This is a genomic window from Bacillus sp. B25(2016b) (assembly GCF_001679765.1).
GTDB lineage: Bacteria > Bacillota > Bacilli > Bacillales > Bacillaceae_G > Bacillus_A > Bacillus_A thuringiensis_K.
Map to the genome: position 1 here is coordinate 543,284 of NZ_CP016285.1, position 20,173 is coordinate 563,456.

A 20,173-nucleotide genomic window follows, 5' to 3' on the forward strand; every position below is an offset into this window, starting at 1 on the left:
TTTTAGTTTTAAAAGATATTAAATACAGCGTTTAATTGAAGTAAGCTAATAACAGCTAAGAAGATTAAACTGTATTTCATTGCTGTTTTAAATAGAGCAGATTCTTTACCAACTAGTCCAACTGCGGCACAAGCAACTGCTACAGATTGTGGTGAAACCATTTTTGCCATTGTACCACCTACTACGTTTAAGGCAACGAGTGTAGAAGGAACGATGTTTAACTGGTCTGCTGTTACTGCTTGAAGTGGTGCGAATAAAGAACCACTTGAAACTACTGAACCTGTAATGAATACGCCAATCCATCCTAAGATTGGAGAAAGAACTGGGAATGCATTACCAGTAGAAGAGAATGCAAGTCCAAGTGTAGATGACATACCAGAGTAGTTCTCTACGTAAGCCAAAGCGATAACGCTACAAATTGTATATACTGGAGCTTTTAATTCTTTCATTGTTTCAATCATTAATTCTTTAACCATTTTACCTTTTACGCGGTAAACAATAAGTGAAACGATAATTGCTAGTACAATCGCAGTAGTTGTAGAAGAGAATACATCAAATTTGAAAACAGCTGCGAAAGGTGTATCAGCTTTTGTAATTGGTGTAGTTTTCATAACAGCATTATGAAGACCAGGGAACTGAATGTTAAATACTAAGTTTGCTAACGCACCATCTGGAGCAAATAAAGCTTTAATCGGTTTTAAGTTAAAGATTGTTACAAATGCAGTTAAGAATACGAATGGAGACCAAGCATATAAAATTTGATTGAATGTATGTGATACTTTAGTTTCTTGTTTTTCTTCTTTAGTAGAAGATTTTGGTTGCCAAACACGTAAGAATAATGCAAGAGCAATCATACTTACAACTGCTGCGAAAATATTAGTAAGTTCTGCACCTAAGAAGTAAGTTACAGCGAATTGAGTAATAGCGAAAGAAACACCACTTACAAGAATACCTTGCCAAGTTTCTTTAATACCTTTAATTCCATCGACCATTGAAACAAGTAAGAAAGGTAAAATAATACTAATGAAAGGTAAAATAAGAACAGTTTGACGACCAATAGTTAATGCGTCAAGTTGAGTTAATTGTGCTGGCACTGTAACTGGAATACCCATAGCACCCATAGCACCACCAGCAATATTAGCTACTAAACAAATACCTGCTGCTTTTAATGGATTAAAGCCCATACCCACAAGTAGTGCAGCTGTAATAGCAACTGGAACCCCTAGACCAGCTGCGCCTTCTAAGAAAGCACCGAAAGAATAAGCGATTAATAATACTTGTAAACGTTGATCATTTGTAATGCTTGAAATACTATCGCGAATAATATTGAATTGCTCTGTTTTAACAGTTAATTTGTAAAGGAAAATTGCGGCGATAACGATAGTACAAATTGGATAAAATCCAGATAAAACACCGAATCCGGCAGATGCTACAGCTACTGTTGCTGGCATTTTATAAACAAATATTGCAAGGATAATAGCGACGATCACACTATAAAGACCAGCCATGTAACTTTTCATTTTGAATCCCATTAAACAAATGATGAAACAAAAGATTGGAAGTGCTGCGATTAGTGCAGATAACCAAATATTGTTTAATGGGTCATAAATTTGTGTCCAAGTACTCATAATAATGACAACTCCTATCTATTATATGTGAAGAAATTCACATTATTTGTGAAACTATTCACAATCAACTTACATGCTTAGTATATTCTCCTTCAACACTATTGTCAACGTAAAAAAGTATAATTATTCCATAATAGTGTTAAAAGAAAAGCTTTGTTCATAAAGTAGACAAAAAACACACTCAAATGAATTTAAGTGTGCTGTATAAACTATTTGCATATTATTTTGCTTATTCAGATGGCATGTTCTCTGGTGTATATTAGATGCTGTCTTTTATATCGAGTATAAAGTTTAATATATGCATTTATCTGTTCTGTTTGATCTAGTGAGGGAGGCACGTTGAGTGGATTTAATAGGAAGTTTTGCACAATAGTCCAACCGCTTGCAATACGAATAAAAAATTAGAAACAAATTTTTAATATCACATCATCTCTTTTTACTGAAAATTCCTTTTAACGTAACAAAGAGGTTAATTATAGTTCAACTACATTACGATAGGTTATCAATTATAGACGGTATTTTACAATACCGTTACTGTGCATTTCAATGAGGTGAAAATATAACAAAAAGCCTGATAAAACAACGTTTGCAAGCAAAGTATTCGTAGGCCATTATTTTGCTTTTTCGTTATATCATATAGTATAATATTCAAAATCAGCAAGGATTTTTTCCTGAATTTTTGCTGATAAAGATGGAAAAATTTTTCGGCTTTATAGGTTGATAAAGTTATGTCGTAACAGGAAATATAAGAACAGATATATAAATAAATAAAAAGAACATAAAAACGCAAATAAAAACGAAAATGAGGGGAACTTTATGAGCCAAAATCAATTCGAATGTCGTATTTCAGAAGAAGATGTACAAATGTTAAGAGCGTTAGCTCACCCACTTCGTCTACGTCTAGTAATGGAACTTATGCAAAGAGGAACATGTAATGTAACACAACTACAGGAAGTATTAGAAATTCCGCAATCAACGGTTTCACAACATTTAACGAAGTTAAAGCAAAATAAAGTAGTGCGCTTTGAAAGACGAGGATTAGAAGTGTATTATCAAATTCATAATGATAAAGTAAGTGCGGTAGTAAAAACATTATTTTCATAAAATTTGAATATTGTGGAAAAAGACGTATGTAATATACGTCTTTTTTTATTTGTCAGAAAGGTAGCGAGAGAGTAAATATTAGCATGTGAGGAAGAAATGACTATTAATCAACATGCTGCCTTACCGAATATATTCTAAAAGGAAAAGAAAAAATAGAAAGGAGTGTAGTAAGCAAAAGGAGGGATAGTAGTATGGATGTGAAACGTGTGAAACAAATCTTATCTTCTTCAAGTAGAATTGACGTTACATATGAGGGCGTACCAGTATGGATTGAGAGCTGTGATGAGCAGAAGGGGAGTGCTCAAGTGTATGATGTATCTAATCCTGGTGAGAGCGTTCATGTGGACGTGACAGCTTTAGAGGAGAAATAATAAAAAAGACGCTTCTAATTTTAGAAGCGTCTTTTTGTTATTCCATCATATGTGCAATTTTCTTAGAGAACATCAGAAGTACTAATCCCAGTACAATTACGATAATACCGATGCTTGCGAATACTTCTAAATATCCTAAAGATTGAGTGAAAGCGGCTAATTGTCCTGCTAATAAGTTTGCGAAGCCAGTACCAGCTAACCATACACCCATTAATAATGATGCTAATTTAACAGGAGCGATTGCACTTACCATAGATAATCCGATTGGTGATAAGAATAACTCACCGATTGTGTGGAACATGTAAGTGAATACAATGAATAGTAAATTTGCTTTCATTGTAATGTTACCTTCATCGCTACCAGTTTTTAAAACAGCTAAAGTTAGAACTAAATATCCAATCCCTAGTAAAATCATGCCTAATGCCATTTTTGTTGGGATTTTCAAATCACCATTTTTTGTTTTTGAAAGCTTAATCCATAACGCAGAAACAGGTAATGCTAGTAAGATAATGAATAGTGGGTTTACAGATTGGAACCAAGGTGTTGGAATTGTAAATCCACCGATTGTACGATCTACGAACTTATCTGTGTAAAGTGTTAAAGAACTACCAGCTTGCTCAAATCCTGCCCAGAAGAATACTACGAAACAAGTTAAAATTAAAATTGCAGCAGTACGTTTTTTCTCTTGTGTTGTTAAAGGTTTTTTCTCAATTGCTTTTGCATTTTTTTCTTTAGATTGTTTACCTACAACAGTTGTTCCGATAGACCCTAAGTAACGAGGTGCTAAGAAATTAAAGGCAAGCTGCCCAATAATCATACCGATACAAGCTGTTAAGAAACCGTATCTATAATCTGCGAAGTAACCGCAAATGAATGGAGCGATAAGAGCTCCTAAGTTAATCCCCATGTAGAAGATAGTGAAGGCACTATCACGACGAGAATCATTTTCGCTATATAATTGACCTAATAAAGTCGAAATATTTGGTTTGAAGAATCCGTTACCAATAACTAATAATCCTAATCCTAAGAAAAGTCCAGTTTTTGTGTTCATTGAGAATAATACAAAGTTACCAATTGCCATGATGATACCACCAATAGTAATGGCATGTCGCTTCGTAATGAAATGGTCAGTTAACCAACCACCAATAATAGGTGTGAAATATACAAGCATTGTGAAAATACCGTAAATTTGAACTGCAACTGCTTTATCAAATCCTAAACCGCCGCTTACTAAGCTCGTTGTTAAATAAAGAACTAATAAGCCACGCATTCCGTAATAACTAAATCTTTCCCACGCCTCTGTAAAGAACAACAAGTATAACCCTGGTGGATGTTTTTTTGGTGATTGTTGCTCTCCAGCTTTGTCTAATTTTAAAGCTGCATCCATTTTTGTTTCCCCCTAATCCTGTATAACGGATATTTATGTAATCATTTTAATTTACAAAATATTTAGAAGTCAATAGAATTATATGGAAATAGAAAGAAAATTTCTAAAAAAGTTCTATTTTTCTTCAACCGTTACTGTATTTTGCCCTGAAAACGAGATGATAAGCGTTTTCAAATGTAATAATTGAATTCTAAAAGAAAATAAAATAGTGATTAATCAGAAAATTTAGATTAAAAAATATTCTGATATAAAGAAAATATACTCTATTTACTTTTATAATATAACATATTGGGAATAAAAATACAAAACGAAATAATGTGACATTTAAGTGAATTGAAAAATAACCAGCTCCATAGAAGCGAGCTGGTTAAGGAAATATTATTTAACAAAGCGCTTTTCGATGTCATCTAGTAATAGGTTAGCAGCCATTACACCGCCAGCTGTATTCCAAATAACATCGTCGACTTTGTATGCTTTACCATTCTTTACGGCATTTAAATTTTTAAATAGAGGATCGTTTATATATTCTTTTTCTAGTTCAGATCCTTTTTTCTCATTTCCTTTATCGAATGTGAAGTAGAATAATACGTCACCATCCATAGCAGAAATACGCTCTTTAGATACGTTACGCTCTGCAAAATCATCTTTATTTTGATCTCCAGGACGTTTAAATCCAAGTTCTTTTAAAATAACACCAGAGAATGTATCGCCATGATAAATACGAACATCACCAGGCATGAAACGAACCATAGAGATTTCTTGATTTACTTTATCGCCAAGTTTGCCTTTTAAATCTTTCATACGTGATTCGTAATCAGCTACAACTTTTTGACCTTCTTTTTCTTTATTTAATGCTTTTGCATAAAATTTGAAGTTATCTTTCCATTCACCACGTAATGTTTCTGAGAACACAGTAGGTGCAATTGCTTTTAGTTGTTCGTACACTTTTTCGTGGCGCATTTTGTTACCGATAATTAAGTCTGGTTTTAAAGAAGCGATTGTTTCAACGTTAACTTGTCCTTCATCACCAACAACTTTTACATCTTTCATTTTATCCTTAATATGTGGATACCATGGGTCACCAGTCCAAGACTTTACAGCACCAACTGGTTTCACACCTAATTCAAGTAAAGCTTCAGTTCCTTCATTTGTTAAGATAACTACACGTTTTGGATTAGCAGGAACTTCTGTTTTACCCATTGCATGTTCTACAGTAACCACTTCTTTTTTAGTATCTTCTTTTGGAGATTCTTCTTTGTTATTTGATTTTCCACAAGCGCTTAAAAGCATTGAAAATGCTAGTAAAAATACAAATACTGTAAACGATTTCTTCCGCATGAAATTCATTATGTACCCCCTATATGTTGAGAATATTTTTCAATAGCAAGCATGATATTAAGCCTTTATCTTTTAATTGTCAATATATATGGGTGAAAATAATTCTCATTTCCGTTGACAATGAGAATTAAGTTGAAATACACTAACAACGTATCATTATACATTGAAGGGGAAACGCTGCATGTTATTAAAAACAAATCGAGCAAAATGGATTGGATTATTTGTTGGAATCATTGCAGTCGTCATTTGTATTTGGGGAAGTATTATTTTCGGATATACAAATACGAGTTGGAAACTAGCATTGGATGCTTTTTTCCATTTTAACGGTTCCAATGAACATATTATTATTGAAAATGTACGTCTGCCTAGGGCGTTAATTGCAGCTAGTGTTGGTGCTAGTTTAGCCATTGCTGGTTGTCTTATGCAAACTTTAACGAAGAATCCACTTGCTTCTCCAGATTTTATTGGATTAAATTCAGGTGCTGCGTTCTTCATAGTTGTAGCAATTGTAATCTTTTCCGTGACATCATTATCAGCTTTCACATGGATTGCTTTTTTAGGAGCGGCGGTTGCAGCTGTACTTGTATTTGCTTCTAGTTCTTTAGGAAAAGAAGGGACTACTCCTCTTAAGTTAACGTTAGCAGGGGTAGCAATTAGTGCGTTATTTTCATCATTAACACAAGGATTACTTGTGTTAAATGAAAAAGCACTTGAAGAGGTATTATTTTGGCTTGCTGGATCTGTGCAAGGGAGAAAGTTAGAAATTTTACAATCTGTATTCCCGTATTTATTAATAGGATGGATTGCATCTCTTATGATGGCAGGGAAAGTAAATACATTGATGATGGGAGAAGACGTCGCGAAAGGACTTGGACAACGAACAATTTTAATGAAATCGTTCGTGTTACTTATTATTGTACTGTTGTCTGGTGGTTCAGTTGCGGTTGCTGGCCCAATTGGATTTATTGGAATTATTACTCCGCATTTTGCTAGATTTCTTGTTGGAGTTGACCACAGATGGAGAGTGCCCTATAGCGGATTGTTAGGTGCAATACTACTAATATTGGCTGATATAGCAGCAAGATATGTCATTATGCCACAAGAAGTACCAGTGGGAGTTATGACAGCATTTATTGGAGCACCGTTCTTTATTTATATTGCACGTAAGAGAGGGCTTAGCAAATGAAGAAATATATTCCGTTTCGTATAGGAAAAGGCGAGCTCTCGTTTTTAATGTATAAACGAGCTTGTCTCGTCTTGTTAAGTTTACTAGTTGTTTTAATAGGATTATTCTTTGCGAGCGCAGGTATGGGAGACATGAAAATTGCTCCTTATGACGTATGGCAAGCAATTACCGGAAATGGCGATGCGATGTCTAACATGGTTGTAAATAAGTTTCGTATGCCACGTATTTTAATTGCTATCCTTGTAGGAATTGCGCTTGCGGTAGCGGGCTGTATTTTACAAGGGCTCGTTCGAAATCCACTTGCTTCTCCTGATATCATCGGGATTACGGGCGGGGCAAGTGTCGCAGTTGTATTATTTTTAGCGCTATTTAGTGATAAAAATAATGCACTAACGGTAAGTATTCATTATATGCCGCTCGCAGCTTTTGCAGGAGCAACGATTGTAGCGGTTTTTGTATACTTATTTGCATGGAAAAATAATGGATTATCACCAATTAGTCTCGTTTTAATTGGTGTTGGATTTTGGGCATTAACGAAGGCGGCAACGACTTTGTTTATGTTATTAGCACCAATTTATCAAGCGAGTCAAGCGAATGTATGGATTACAGGTACCGTTTACGGATCTTCTTGGCAAAATGTTATGGTACTTGCGCCTTGGGTTCTCATTTTAACAGTAATATCATTTATCGCAGCTAGGCATTTAAATGCACAAGAGCTAGGGGATGATATAGCGGTAGGACTTGGGGTTCCTTTAACAAAGTCGCGTGTATTTATGTTATTACTTAGTACAGCTTTAATTGGTGGTGCGGTAGCTTTTGCCGGAGGGATTGGATTTGTCGGTTTAATGGCACCACATATTTCACGAAGATTAGTTGGTTCTTTATACGGTGCATTACTCCCAGTTGCAGCTATTGTCGGTGCAATTCTAGTACTTGCTGCAGATTTAATAGGGCGTACAATTTTCACACCACTTGAAATTCCAGCAGGGGTATTTACATCAGCAATTGGTGCACCTTATTTTATTTATTTACTTTATAAAAGTCGGAATTCATAAAGGGAGATGAATATGCAAAAAGCATTGGAGACGAAACGCTTGACGTTGTCTTATGGTGAAACAATTATTATTGATGAGCTGAACTTAGAAATTCCAAAAGGAGAAATTACAATTTTTATTGGTTCTAACGGTTGCGGGAAATCAACTTTATTACGTTCACTAGCCAGATTATTAAAGCCAACAAATGGTGATATTTTGTTAGATAATCAAGCAATTCAAAGTATGCAAACGAAGCAAATTGCTCGTCAAATGGCGATTTTACCGCAAGGACCACAAGCACCAGAAGGACTTACAGTATTACAACTTGTAAAGCAAGGGCGTTATCCATATCAAACATGGCTGAAGCAATGGTCAGAAAAAGACGAGGAAATGGTACAGAAGGCACTTGCAGCAACAGGTATGACAGAATTTGCTGAGCGAGATGTGCATGCCCTTTCAGGTGGACAACGTCAACGTGCTTGGATCGCAATGACACTTGCACAAGATACAGATATTATTTTACTGGATGAGCCAACTACATACTTAGATATGACTCACCAAATTGAAGTGCTAGATTTATTATTCGAATTAAATGAAACAGAACAAAGAACAATTGTTATGGTATTACATGATCTAAATTTGGCATGCCGCTATGCAGATAACATTGTAGCCATTCAAGATAAACAAATATATGCACAAGGTAAACCTGAAGAAGTGGTAGATGAGAAACTAGTACGTGATGTATTCCGAATGGAGTGTCAAATTAGTACGGATCCGTTGTTTGGAACACCACTTTGTATCCCGCACGGAAGAGGAAGACGTGTAGTTAAAGAAGTTGCCCAGGCAATGAGATAAAAAAACGATGAGTGATTCATCGTTTTTTTTATTTTGTACAAGAAAATAAGAGAAAGAGAGGAATTCGTAAGCGACGTTTATACTCTTCTTCATTTTGAAAATAGGTTGAATTTGGTGTAGCTTCTTTTAATGATGTAATGGTAAATCCAGCTTGCTGTAATAATGTGAAATACTGTTCCGTTGTACGATGATATTTAATAACTTCTTGGTCAATCCATGGTTCAACCCGTTTGCCTAGTTTAAAGTAATGATCGACGAGCCAACTCGTTCTTTTACCACTTGTTTGTAAGCTTTCAAACGAAGAAGTAATTACGGGATGTTGAACGCTAAAGGTAAAGGTGCCATTTGTTTTTAAAGTTTGAAACACTTTTTGAAAAATGGTATCAAGATGTTCAATATAATGTAAGGCGAGTCTAGATGTTACTAAATCAAAAGTGGAAGAGGGGTAGGTATAATCTTTGAGGTTTAAAAAATGAACAGATCCATTTTTATTTTCTAGTTGTTTTTTAGCTTTTTCATACATAAGTTCGGAGCCTTCAATGCCGGTGTAAGAGTGGCATCCCTTTTCTAATAATTCCGCGCCAAACTTAGCGTCACCACAGCCTAAATCGAGAATTTGTTTTCCTTGTACATGACCAATGAGCTGAAAGAATACTGGTTTTTCAATGGATTCATTTGGGCTATTTTCTCGGTATCTTCGTTTCATATATTGTTCGAAAAATGCTGTGTTATTGTATACATCAGATTCTGTAAATGCCATGTTTGAAACCTCCCGAAATATTTTTTTAATTCTATCAAATATGAAAAGTAAATCATAGATTTATTGTAATGAATCATATATAATCTAAAATTGTAAGCGGTTACTTTAAACTATTTTTCTATAATAAATTCTGAAAACGTGTTAAGCTAGTAGAGGGATTATTGGAACTATTAAGACAATAATTCGCTTACATGAACGATGGGAGGCTTCACGATGTCTAGTAAAACACTTGCGAAATTTTTAGAAGAAAATTTAGAGGATTTAAAATCAAAGGGGCTTTATAACGTAATTGATCCGCTTGAGAGTTCAAATGGACCGATCATTACAATTGGCGGAAAAGAATATATTAACTTATCTTCAAACAACTATCTTGGATTAGCAACAGATAGCCGTTTGCAAGAAGCAGCAATTGGTGCAATTCATAAGTACGGTGTTGGGGCAGGAGCTGTTCGTACAATTAACGGTACTTTAGATTTGCATATTAAATTAGAAGAGACAATTGCAAAGTTTAAACATACAGAAGCAGCAATTGCTTACCAATCAGGATTTAACTGTAATATGGCAGCGATTTCAGCCGTTATGGATAAAAATGATGCAATTCTTTCAGACGAATTAAACCATGCTTCTATTATTGATGGTAGTCGTCTATCAAAAGCCAAAATTATTGTTTATAAACATTCGGATATGGAAGATTTACGCCAAAAAGCAATCGCGGCGAAAGAATCAGGTCTTTACAATAAATTAATGGTAATTACAGACGGTGTCTTCTCAATGGACGGAGATGTTGCGAAATTACCAGAAATTGTTGAGATTGCAGAAGAATTAGATTTAATGACATATGTAGACGATGCACACGGTTCAGGCGTACTTGGAAAAGGTGCAGGAACTGTAAAGCACTTCGGTCTATCTGATAAAGTTGATTTCCAAATTGGTACATTATCAAAAGCAATTGGGGTAATTGGTGGATATGTAGCAGGGAAACAAAACTTAATTGACTGGTTAAAAGTTCGTTCACGTCCATTCTTATTCTCTACAGCATTAACACCAGCTGATGCAGCTGCATGTATGCGATCCATTGAAATTTTAATGGAAAGCACAGAGCTACATGATCGTTTATGGGAAAATGGCCGCTACTTGAAACAAGGATTAAAAGAACTTGGCTTTAACATTGGGGAAAGTGAAACGCCAATTACACCTTGTATTATTGGTGACGAAGTGTTAACACAAGAGTTTAGTAAACGTCTAAATGAGGAAGGCGTATACGCAAAATCTATCGTGTTCCCAACTGTAGCTAAAGGAACAGGTCGTGTTCGTAATATGCCTACAGCAGCTCATACGAAAGAAATGTTAGATGAAGCAATTCGTAAGTATGAAAAAGTAGGAAAAGAAATGGGCATCATTTAAGTAACGACATCTTTTGAATAGCTTGCAAATGAGGAGTGGGGAAAATGAAAAAAATTCTAGTAACCGGTTCTTTAGGGCAAATTGGTTCTGAATTAGTAATGAAACTTCGTGATGTATACGGCGCATCAAATGTTATTGCAACAGATATTCGTGAAACAGATAGTGAAGTAGTAACATCTGGTCCATTTGAAACGTTAGATGTAACAGATGGACAAAAACTACATGATATCGCAAAGCGTAATGAAGTAGATACAATTATTCATTTAGCAGCTTTACTTTCAGCAACAGCAGAAAAAAATCCGTTATTTGCATGGAATTTAAATATGGGTGGACTTGTAAATGCATTAGAAGCAGCTCGTGAATTAAACTGTAAGTTCTTCACGCCAAGTTCTATCGGTGCATTCGGTCCATCGACGCCAAAAGATAATACACCGCAAGATACAATTCAGCGTCCTACTACGATGTATGGGGTGAACAAAGTAGCAGGAGAATTACTATGTGATTATTATCATCAAAAGTTTGGCGTAGATACGCGCGGTGTCCGTTTCCCAGGTTTAATTTCTTACGTAGCTCCTCCAGGAGGCGGAACGACTGATTATGCAGTTGAAATTTATTATGAGGCGATTAAAAAAGGTGCATACACCTCATACATTGCTGAAGGAACATATATGGACATGATGTATATGCCTGATGCTTTACAAGCAATCATTTCATTAATGGAAGCTGATCCAAGTAAGCTAGTGCATAGAAATGCATTTAACATTACAGCAATGAGCTTCGAGCCAGAGCAAATTGCAGCGTCAATTCGTAAACACATTCCGACGTTTACAATGGATTATGCAGTAGATCCAGCTCGTCAAACAATCGCTGATAGCTGGCCAAACTCTATTGACGCAACTGCAGCAATGAAAGAGTGGGGCTTTAAAGCAGAATACGATTTAGACAAAATGACAACTGACATGCTGGATAAGTTAAAAAAAAAGCTCACAGCTGGGTTAGTGATGAATTAATAGGAAGGGTCGATTCTTAGGAATCGGCTCTTCATCATTTTGGGAGGGAGAGAAGTCTTGTGCAAAGAGTTGACGTTGTATATGCACTAATACATGACGAAGAAACAGATAAAATATTAATGGTACATAATGTAGAACAAAATGTTTGGTCATTGCCAGGCGGGGCTGTGGAAAAAGGTGAAATATTAGAGGAAGCACTAATAAGAGAAGTGAAAGAAGAGACAGGTTTAACTGCTACGTTAGGTGGACTTGTTGCGATCAATGAAAAATTCTTTGAAGAATCAGGGAATCATGCACTATTTTTTACATTCCGAGCGAATGTAGTAAAAGGTGAACTTATTGCGGAAGATGAAGGTGAAATTTCTGCAATAGAGTGGGTGGATCGAAAAATTGTGAATGAGCGTTTTCCATACTATGACGCAGGATTTGAATCTTTATTAGAAGTAGCCATTCCGTACAAGTTTCAACCAGAAACAAAGTAATTGAACGAAAAAATAGGAGCCACAAGGCTCCTATTTTCTATTCAATCGTCTTCAGTAATAGTTTTTTCAGCAATGGTTTAATCTTCAATCGTAAATCTTCAGCATGATTTGCAACTAAGAAGTGATGGTTATAAATGTTTTTCATCAATTGATAAGTTGCTTCTTTCGCTTCGCCTTCTTCGATGAAGATACCGATTACTTCCATACCACTTTTACGCGCGAGTTTAACAGCTTCATGCGTATCTAAAATTCCGTCTTGTTGATAGTCTAGCGCAGAAGGCTCACCGTCTGTGAAGACTAGTAAGAATTTATGTTTCTCAGGTCTTTTGGCAAGTTTTTCAGAAACGATACGAATAATATATCCGTCGCGGTTATCTTCTTCTTCACGAAGTTGCATAATTTCTGGACCAACGTTTGGTAACGTTGAGTTTTTATAATTTACAACTTCATGGATAACGTTTGGTTTATCTTCAGGTTTAGCGCTAGAGGCATCTTCCCAAAATCCGCTAATAGCGTGTGGGATTTTTAAAGATTTTAAAGCTTCATGGAATAGTACAACACTCTTCTTCGTTTCTTCCATTTTGTTATACATAGAACCAGAACAGTCAACTAACAGTTGGAATGCAACATCGAGTTCTTGTGACTCTTGTCCTTTTTTATAAAACATACGCGGTTGTTTTTCGGTATAAATACGAAGGAATTTCTTACGAAGTCTTCCGTAATATTTATCGCTATTCGCATTCGTTTTATTTTCAATTGTTTTTTCGATAATTTTCTTTAATTCTTTTACATCTTTATTAACGACTGATTTGATAGCTTGGTAATCTTTTTTCTCATCTGAGTTTGGTTTGCGAGCTTCTTTAAATGTATGAGAAGCACCTACATTATACTTACCGTATGCACCGTCGTGCTGGCTAGAAGCGTGTGAAGCCCTTGCTTCTTCTGTATCAGCGCCATCAAAGTTGGATTGTGTACTTTTTTGTGAAGTACCTTGTACAGAACCAAGTGCTTGGTCGCCATCTTCTGATTCACGGGCAGTATCACCCATCATATTAGTTTTTGTTCCGCTTTCTAATTCAAAGCGTAAAAAGTTCTCGTTTTCGTTATTTTTATTTTCACGATGCCATGTGGAGAAACTTTCATCCATTTTGTTTTTATTTTCATCGTCATCTATAAGCTGCGTATCATCATTTGCTAAATCTTCGACGCGACAGTTCTTTTCGTCTGCAAGGACAGATAAGTAAAGTGGAGCATGTCCGAAATAGTTGTTAAGCATATCACTTTCAAGAAGCGCCTCTAAGCGATAGCGAATTTTCTCAACGATATACATAATATCTTCTGTGTTACGTGCTTGGAATGTTTCATGTAAAATCGCTTCAATTTGCTCAAAATATTCATTATTAAACATTTCATATTTATCGCTCGTTAATGAAAGATAGCATAGGCAAAATAGACGATCACCGTGATAATTACGAACGCGGTTTATTTCATTTTGAGAGCCGAAATAGTTGCGGTACATTTCTTTTCGACGTTTAAAAACATGCTTCGTGCCAGGACGTAAGTTCTTTACGATTTCCTCAACGCGTAAATCTTCTAATAGAACAAATAATTGTGTTAAAAACTTTTTTAGGGGCGATTCTTGCAATTCAATCGCATAAGAACGAATTAAAGTCATGTCCGAGTAATGTTTATTACCAAGTGCTTTTAAGAACACTTCGCTTTTTAATCCGATTACTGTATCTTCTTCTTTTCGATCATCCCAAAAGTGACTAATGACAACTTTCTTTTCAATTTCGTCGTAGTATGCTTTATAGCCATATTCAAGATAGGCATCGTCTTCTTTTAGAAGGGCATACATTAAATTTTCCATTTGTAGAAACAGCGACGCATCAATTTTTTTGTCACTAAAAATTTGTCTCATAAATTATCCCTCAAAGAAATAACTTTCTGCTAATTCACGGACAGTCATTTGTTCTGTTTCATCATTAAGTTTTGCAATTATGCTTCGTTCAATCGCTCGCATAACAGGAATATATACACCTAAATCACATGCGTCGATAATACCACGAATACTTGCTGCTTCTTCACTTACACGTCCATCGCGAGCTAAAGGCATAAGGTCGCTTGCAAATGCAACAAACTTTTCAATTATTGCAACATCATTTAATTTTGATTCTGCTAATAATAGTTCTTTTAATGTGTCACCTTGAATGTAAGGAACTTCAATAATAACGAAACGGTTTTTTAATGCTTCATTTAGCTCACTTGTTCCAACGTAACCTTCGTTAATCGCAGCAATTACACGGTATTCGTCATCACCGAATACAACCTCTTGTGTAAATGGGTTTGTAATCATTTTACGGTAATCTAATGCGCCGTGAAGTAGCGGTAAAGTTTCAGGTTTTGCCATATTGATTTCGTCAATATATAGGAAGTGACCGTTCTTCATTGCTTTCATAAGAGGACCGTTAACGAATGAAACTTCAGATGCACCATCTTTCGTTTGTAGTGTGTTGTATCCTAAAATACCCTCTACATCTAAGTCGACAGAGCAGTTAATGCTATGCATTGGTTTTTGGAATAAAGAAGAAAGAGTTTCCGCTAGTACTGTTTTACCACTACCAGTCGGTCCTTTTAATAGAATGTTCTTGCCAAGAAGAAGTGCTGTAATTGCATCTTCAATAATGCTATTATCAGACGCTTTATATATTTTCGTTCCGATTAAATGTGCATTTTCACCAGCTTCTTGTTTATTCTTTTCATGAATCGTAGAAAGCTGTTGTTTTAAATCAGCATGTATATGAAATTGTTCTAACATGTATTTCCCACCTAACATTATTTTCATAAAGTAATACATCTTATGATAACTTGTTTTAATATGGTATGCAAAGAAAAGGAAGGAGGATAAAGGGAAAAGAAAAAGCAATCAAGATGAAGTTGATTGCCTACAGTAAAGGAGAAATGAGCCTCATGAAAGACTCCAATATGCGTTTTTTTATACTTCTTTTTTGGAAAGAGTTCCATTTAATTTCAGTTGAATGTTTAAAATCTTCTTCAAAATCACGTTTAATATCGTGAACTGTTTTTGATTCATAAAGTACGCTAATAATTTCGTAATTCAATTCAAAGCTACGTACATCCATGTTCGCTGTTCCAATAGTTGCAATTGTATCATCAACGAGTACAATTTTTGCATGCATAAAACCATCTTTATAACTGTAAATAGAAGCACCAGCTTTTAAAAGCGGAGTGAAATAGGATTGAGATGCTTGATCACTAATGATGCTATCACTTTTACCTGGATATAAAATCCGTACATCTATTCCGGCAATTGCACTTAAGCGTAATAATGTTAAAGTTTCTTGATCTGGAATAAAGTAGGGGGTAGCGATCCAAATGGATTTTTTTGCAGAGCCCATAACAGCTAATAATGTATTACGAATACTTTTATCATCGGAGCTTGGTCCACTTGCTACGATTTGAACAGCACCTTCTGCATTTGAAATCTCTTTACCTGGGAAGTATTGTCTATTCATGAATTGATCCCAGGAATAAGTATTTAAACCACTAGAGGCATAGAGCCAGTCTTCTAGAAAGATTGCTTGTAATTTATATAATGCTTTTCCTTCTATCTTTAAATGACTATCACGCCAAACAGGAAATTTCTTGGAACGGCCAAGATATTCATCACCGACGTTGAGTCCTCCGGTAAAACCAATTTTTCCATCTACAATAACGATTTTTCGATGGTTACGATAATTGACCGTTTCAAGTAACCAAGCCGAAAAAATAGGGTCAAATTCTACTATTTCAATCCCAGCTTCTTTCATAGGTTGCAAAAATCGTCTTCTTAACGTATTACTTCCAAGACCATCATAAAGGAAACGTACAATAACACCATCTTTTGCTTTTTGTATTAAAGCATCTCGAACTTTTGTACCAATTTCATCAGATTTATAAATGTAGTATTGAATATGTATATGATGTTTTGCCTGATCTATAGCTCGCAAAATTTCTGAAAATGTTTGATCTCCGTTTGTTAAAAGTTTTGTAGTTGTTCTATCTGCGACAGGACCGCCTCCAAATTTTTGTATGACTTCTGTTAAATGTATGGAACGTTCATTTAGTGGGACTGTGAGTAATAACTCTAGTCTTCTTCCTTCTAATATTTCACGGAATAATTTTCTTTGTTCTTCTGAACGATGGAGATGTTTTTTTCTTCTCCAGCGGCTGCGCCCGAAAATAGCGTATAAAAGCACACCTATAATAGGAAGAAGTGCTAATACTAAAAACCACGCTAATGTACTTTGTGGAGATCTATTTTCTATAAAAATAACGAATGAAATTCCTACGATTGTGATGGACCATAGGGCACCGACAAATGTATATAACGAAATATACGATGTATTTAATAGGAACAGAACGATAGATACAATTATAAATATTAATAGTAATTGAACGATAGGCTTCTTCATTTCTATATAATTCCCCTAATCTTTTTTCAATATAGACTTCTTAAATAGAAGATGTAATATGACATCTTTATTATAAGGTGTTTTGCTTTTTTTACAAAATATAGACATTTCACCTATACTTTCCGCATTTGTCCTACATACAGTGTACTATCCCATTTTTTATCCCACTCTTAACGCATATGAAAATGAAAAAATCGAAAAGGAGCGGAGAAGCATGAATTATATAGAAAATAATGGATTTTATTATCGAAATCATCATCATGGAGGACACAATCATGGTGGGCACAATCATAACGGCGGACATCATCACTATGATCACCATCATCATCACGGAGGCGGATGGGGCTGGGGTGGTGGTAGTTCATGGGGAGGTGGATTTTTCCCTGGAAGCTTTGCAGGAGGAGTGTTAGGCGGACTGACAGCTGGTGCATTAACAGGTGCAACAAGTGGAGGATATTATCCAGCTCCATATCCAGTAGCTTATCCATCACCATACCCTGTAACGTATCCAATGCCATACCCAGGTTATCAGCAAATACCATATTCGTATTAAACTAAAAAAGAGGCTATCCTCTTTTTTAGTTTAATACGGTATTTATTTATAAAATACTTCCAAAATTAAGGTGAAAATATGTTAATATTTTGTTATTGTAATTCAAAAACATATACATTGATATAGAGTTTTATATTATTATTCGTGAATAGTTATGTAGTATGGTCTAATTTCTATTTCGTTATTAAAAACAAAGAGATCAGATGTGAGTGGTATTAGTTGGAAACAAGGCTTGCATAGAGCCACTTAAAGAGATTGCAGTATAATAAGGCGCGAAATCATTAGGGAGATGAGAAGCTACTAGTTATAATTGGAACGGTATAATATTGCTTTTTATTACAAATAATATTATGTTATTTTAATCGGTCTATTTAAAAAGATAATTTATGTAATGGGCTAGTATTAGAAAATGAAATATCTCTATTTCTATGAAGAGAAACAGGTTGTGTTTTAGTCAGATAGAAGCAAGGAGAGATGCGCATGCTAGAACAGAGAGGTCATGCATTATATGACTCTTCATTGCGAGATTTAAAGTTAGCATTAGATGAGTCTTCAATTGTTGCAATTACAGATCGAAAAGGTCTTATTACATATGTAAATGATAAATTTTGTGAAATCTCTAAATACAAAAGAGAAGAATTAATTGGAAAAGATCACCGTATTTTAAATTCAGGACATCATCCAAAAAACTTTTTTCAAGAATTATGGAAACGTATTTTGAATGGGAAAGTATGGACAGGTGAGATTCGGAATCGAGCAAAAGATGGTACATATTATTGGGTCAAAACAACAATTGTTCCATTTTTAAATGAAAAAGGAGAGCCATACCAGTTTATCGCAATTCGAAATGATATTAGTAGTAGAAAAGAAGCGGAACATAGATTGCGGCTAAGTGAAAGTCGTTATAGGGAACTTGCCTATCATGATGCCTTAACGAGTTTGCCTAACCGTTTACAATTAATAACGACCGTTAATAAATTGATTGCAGATAAAAAAGAATTTGGTATGATTTACTTTGATTTGGATCGTTTTAAATTAGTAAATGATACATTAGGTCATATGATAGGGGATTTACTTTTAAGCGAAGTTGCTTCAAGGTTGCATTATGTACTAGGAGAGAAAGATGTTCTGGCTAGGCTAGGTGGCGACGAATTTGTGCTGTTAACAAAAAATCATAGACAAGATGATATGAGTCAGTTAGCGACATCTGTGTTGTCATGTTTTCAGGCACCATTTATGCTGGAAGGCCATGAAGTATACATTTCAGCTAGTCTAGGACTTTGTTCTTATCCACAAGACGGACAAGATGTGGAAACTTTATTGAAAAACTCTGACTTAGCTATGTATAGTGCAAAAGAACAGGGGAGAAACGCTGCATGTTTCTTTACAGATGAGCTACGTGCGAAAATAAATCGTAGAATGAAAGTTGAGTTTGCTTTGCAAAAGGCAATTCGTGACGAAGAGTTAGATGTAGCATTGCAGCCTATTATTGATTTGAAAACGAAGAGATATTCTGGTATAGAAGCTCTAGTACGTTGTATGACAGAAGACGGACCTATTTCACCAAGCGAATTTATCCCTGTAGCTGAAGAGTCTGGACTTATTATAAAGCTAGGAGACTGGGTATTAGAAAAATCATGTCGCTTGTTTAAAACATTGCCAAATTATCAAGAAGGACTAAAGTTATCTGTGAATTTATCTATACAACAATTAATGCAGAAACGTTTTATTTTGTCCGTACGTAGCATTTTAAAGAGAACTGGTTTTCCTCCGAACCGTTTAATATTAGAAATAACGGAAAGCATTGCAGTCCGCCATTTTGATTATATTATTGCTACATTACAAGAATTAAGAAATATGGGTGTTTTAATTGCTTTGGATGATTTCGGAACTGGCTATTCTTCCTTATATTATTTAAAACAACTACCACTGGATATTGTAAAAATTGATCGTAATTTTATTCGTGAATTTCATTATGATCACGCACAACCAGAACGAACGATTGTAAAATCCGTTATCGAAATTGCTCATAGTTTAAATTTAGCAGTAGTTGCTGAAGGAGTAGAAACAGTAGAGCAAGAGAGTTTGTTACAATCAATGAGCTGTGATTATGTGCAGGGATTTTATTATGCGAAACCTTTATCTGTAGGAGAGCTAAAAGAAAAGTTAATTACAGATTTTTAATAAAAAAGAGAAGCCAGCTGGTCATCTCCCTGTCAAGTAGACAGTAATAAAAAGAGTATTATGCCACGGCCTTTTCCCGATATTCTATCGGGGAAAGGCCGTGAAGTTTTTCTTGGAATCTTTCTGTATTATAAAATTGAATATATTCTTGAATTGCTCGGTAGGCCATTTCATATGTTTTTGGGCACACTAAATACAACTTCTCTGTTTTTAAATGTGAGAAGAATGATTCGATACACGCATTATCAAAACAGTTTCCACGTCTAGAATGACTACCGACAAATCCTAATTTCTCTAACTGTTTTGCGTAGGATTTAGATGTATATTGAAACCCTTGATCTGAATGGAAAAGGGGCTTAGTAGTTAATGACTTCCCTTCTAATTGACGTAATGTAGTTAAAA

18 protein-coding genes are annotated in these 20,173 nt (G+C 35.2%); 10 read left to right on the plus strand and 8 right to left on the minus strand.

Annotation, left to right across the window (positions count from 1 at the left end; translation table 11 throughout):
* Positions 1-8 precede the first annotated feature (8 nt).
* Positions 9-1,628 (minus strand): L-lactate permease, encoded by a 1,620-nt coding sequence (locus BAQ53_RS02845; protein ID WP_000109096.1) that lies wholly within the window; start codon positions 1,626-1,628, stop codon positions 9-11.
* Between the two features lie 816 nt (positions 1,629-2,444).
* Between BAQ53_RS02845 and BAQ53_RS02850 the strand changes: the two genes are divergently transcribed.
* A complete protein-coding gene (locus BAQ53_RS02850) occupies positions 2,445-2,732 on the plus strand; it encodes an ArsR/SmtB family transcription factor (protein ID WP_000081428.1) in 288 nt (95 codons plus the stop codon).
* 191 nt (positions 2,733-2,923) lie between these two features.
* Entirely contained in the window at positions 2,924-3,103 is a 180-nt protein-coding gene (locus BAQ53_RS02855; protein WP_000382679.1) for an acid-soluble spore protein H, read from the plus strand.
* A gap of 37 nt (positions 3,104-3,140) precedes the next feature.
* Here the strand turns inward: BAQ53_RS02855 and BAQ53_RS02860 are convergent, their stop codons facing one another.
* A complete protein-coding gene (locus tag BAQ53_RS02860; protein WP_000338314.1) occupies positions 3,141-4,490 on the minus strand; it encodes a peptide MFS transporter in 1,350 nt (449 codons plus the stop codon).
* A gap of 378 nt (positions 4,491-4,868) precedes the next feature.
* The gene (locus BAQ53_RS02865; RefSeq protein WP_001010268.1) at positions 4,869-5,837 is read right to left on the minus strand and encodes an ABC transporter substrate-binding protein; all 969 of its coding nucleotides are present in this window, start codon (positions 5,835-5,837) and stop codon (positions 4,869-4,871) included.
* A gap of 172 nt (positions 5,838-6,009) precedes the next feature.
* Between BAQ53_RS02865 and BAQ53_RS02870 the strand changes: the two genes are divergently transcribed.
* Genes BAQ53_RS02870 through BAQ53_RS02880 form a run of 3 tightly spaced genes read left to right on the plus strand, consistent with a single transcriptional unit; the run spans position 6,010 to position 8,903 of the window.
* Complete coding sequence (locus BAQ53_RS02870) at positions 6,010-7,014, plus strand: FecCD family ABC transporter permease (RefSeq protein WP_000925225.1); 1,005 nt, start codon at positions 6,010-6,012, stop codon at positions 7,012-7,014.
* Entirely contained in the window at positions 7,011-8,069 is a 1,059-nt protein-coding gene (locus tag BAQ53_RS02875; RefSeq protein ID WP_208906471.1) for a FecCD family ABC transporter permease, read from the plus strand. Before BAQ53_RS02870 ends, BAQ53_RS02875 begins: the two co-directional genes overlap by 4 nt.
* Positions 8,070-8,081: 12 nt before the next feature.
* Positions 8,082-8,903 carry an ABC transporter ATP-binding protein gene (locus BAQ53_RS02880; protein WP_001167953.1) on the plus strand — a complete coding sequence of 274 codons (822 nt, stop codon included), beginning with the start codon at positions 8,082-8,084 and terminating at the stop codon, positions 8,901-8,903.
* Positions 8,904-8,931: 28 nt separating this feature from the next.
* Here BAQ53_RS02880 and BAQ53_RS02885 read toward each other — a convergent pair whose 3' ends face one another.
* Positions 8,932-9,663, minus strand: coding sequence for a class I SAM-dependent DNA methyltransferase (locus BAQ53_RS02885; RefSeq protein WP_000885968.1), 732 nt, complete (start codon positions 9,661-9,663; stop codon positions 8,932-8,934).
* Between the two features lie 213 nt (positions 9,664-9,876).
* Between BAQ53_RS02885 and BAQ53_RS02890 the strand changes: the two genes are divergently transcribed.
* The 3 genes from BAQ53_RS02890 to BAQ53_RS02900 are packed head-to-tail and all read left to right on the plus strand — an operon-like array spanning position 9,877 to position 12,559.
* Positions 9,877-11,067 (plus strand): glycine C-acetyltransferase, encoded by a 1,191-nt coding sequence (locus BAQ53_RS02890; protein ID WP_000095906.1) that lies wholly within the window; start codon positions 9,877-9,879, stop codon positions 11,065-11,067.
* A 44-nt stretch (positions 11,068-11,111) separates the two neighbouring features.
* Positions 11,112-12,077 (plus strand): L-threonine 3-dehydrogenase, encoded by a 966-nt coding sequence (locus BAQ53_RS02895; RefSeq protein WP_000723128.1) that lies wholly within the window; start codon positions 11,112-11,114, stop codon positions 12,075-12,077.
* A gap of 59 nt (positions 12,078-12,136) precedes the next feature.
* A complete protein-coding gene (locus BAQ53_RS02900; RefSeq protein ID WP_001189943.1) occupies positions 12,137-12,559 on the plus strand; it encodes an NUDIX hydrolase in 423 nt (140 codons plus the stop codon).
* A gap of 37 nt (positions 12,560-12,596) precedes the next feature.
* Here BAQ53_RS02900 and BAQ53_RS02905 read toward each other — a convergent pair whose 3' ends face one another.
* The 3 genes from BAQ53_RS02905 to BAQ53_RS02915 form a co-directional block, all read right to left on the minus strand.
* Positions 12,597-14,480 (minus strand): vWA domain-containing protein, encoded by a 1,884-nt coding sequence (locus BAQ53_RS02905; RefSeq protein ID WP_001248851.1) that lies wholly within the window; start codon positions 14,478-14,480, stop codon positions 12,597-12,599.
* A 3-nt stretch (positions 14,481-14,483) separates the two neighbouring features.
* Positions 14,484-15,377, minus strand: coding sequence for an ATP-binding protein (locus BAQ53_RS02910; protein ID WP_208906472.1), 894 nt, complete (start codon positions 15,375-15,377; stop codon positions 14,484-14,486).
* Between the two features lie 127 nt (positions 15,378-15,504).
* Positions 15,505-17,034, minus strand: a complete 1,530-nt coding sequence (locus BAQ53_RS02915; protein ID WP_000743015.1) for a cardiolipin synthase — start codon at positions 17,032-17,034, stop codon at positions 15,505-15,507.
* Positions 17,035-17,248: 214 nt separating this feature from the next.
* Here BAQ53_RS02915 and BAQ53_RS02920 point away from each other — a divergent pair, with 214 nt between their 5' ends.
* Both BAQ53_RS02920 and BAQ53_RS02925 read left to right on the plus strand, forming a co-directional pair.
* Positions 17,249-17,587, plus strand: coding sequence for a hypothetical protein (locus BAQ53_RS02920; protein WP_001106370.1), 339 nt, complete (start codon positions 17,249-17,251; stop codon positions 17,585-17,587).
* 480 nt (positions 17,588-18,067) lie between these two features.
* Positions 18,068-19,771 carry a putative bifunctional diguanylate cyclase/phosphodiesterase gene (locus BAQ53_RS02925; protein WP_000893344.1) on the plus strand — a complete coding sequence of 568 codons (1,704 nt, stop codon included), beginning with the start codon at positions 18,068-18,070 and terminating at the stop codon, positions 19,769-19,771.
* Between the two features lie 58 nt (positions 19,772-19,829).
* Here the strand turns inward: BAQ53_RS02925 and BAQ53_RS02930 are convergent.
* The coding region (locus tag BAQ53_RS02930; protein ID WP_208906051.1) for an IS3 family transposase at positions 19,830-20,173 on the minus strand (344 nt) is incomplete at its 5' end.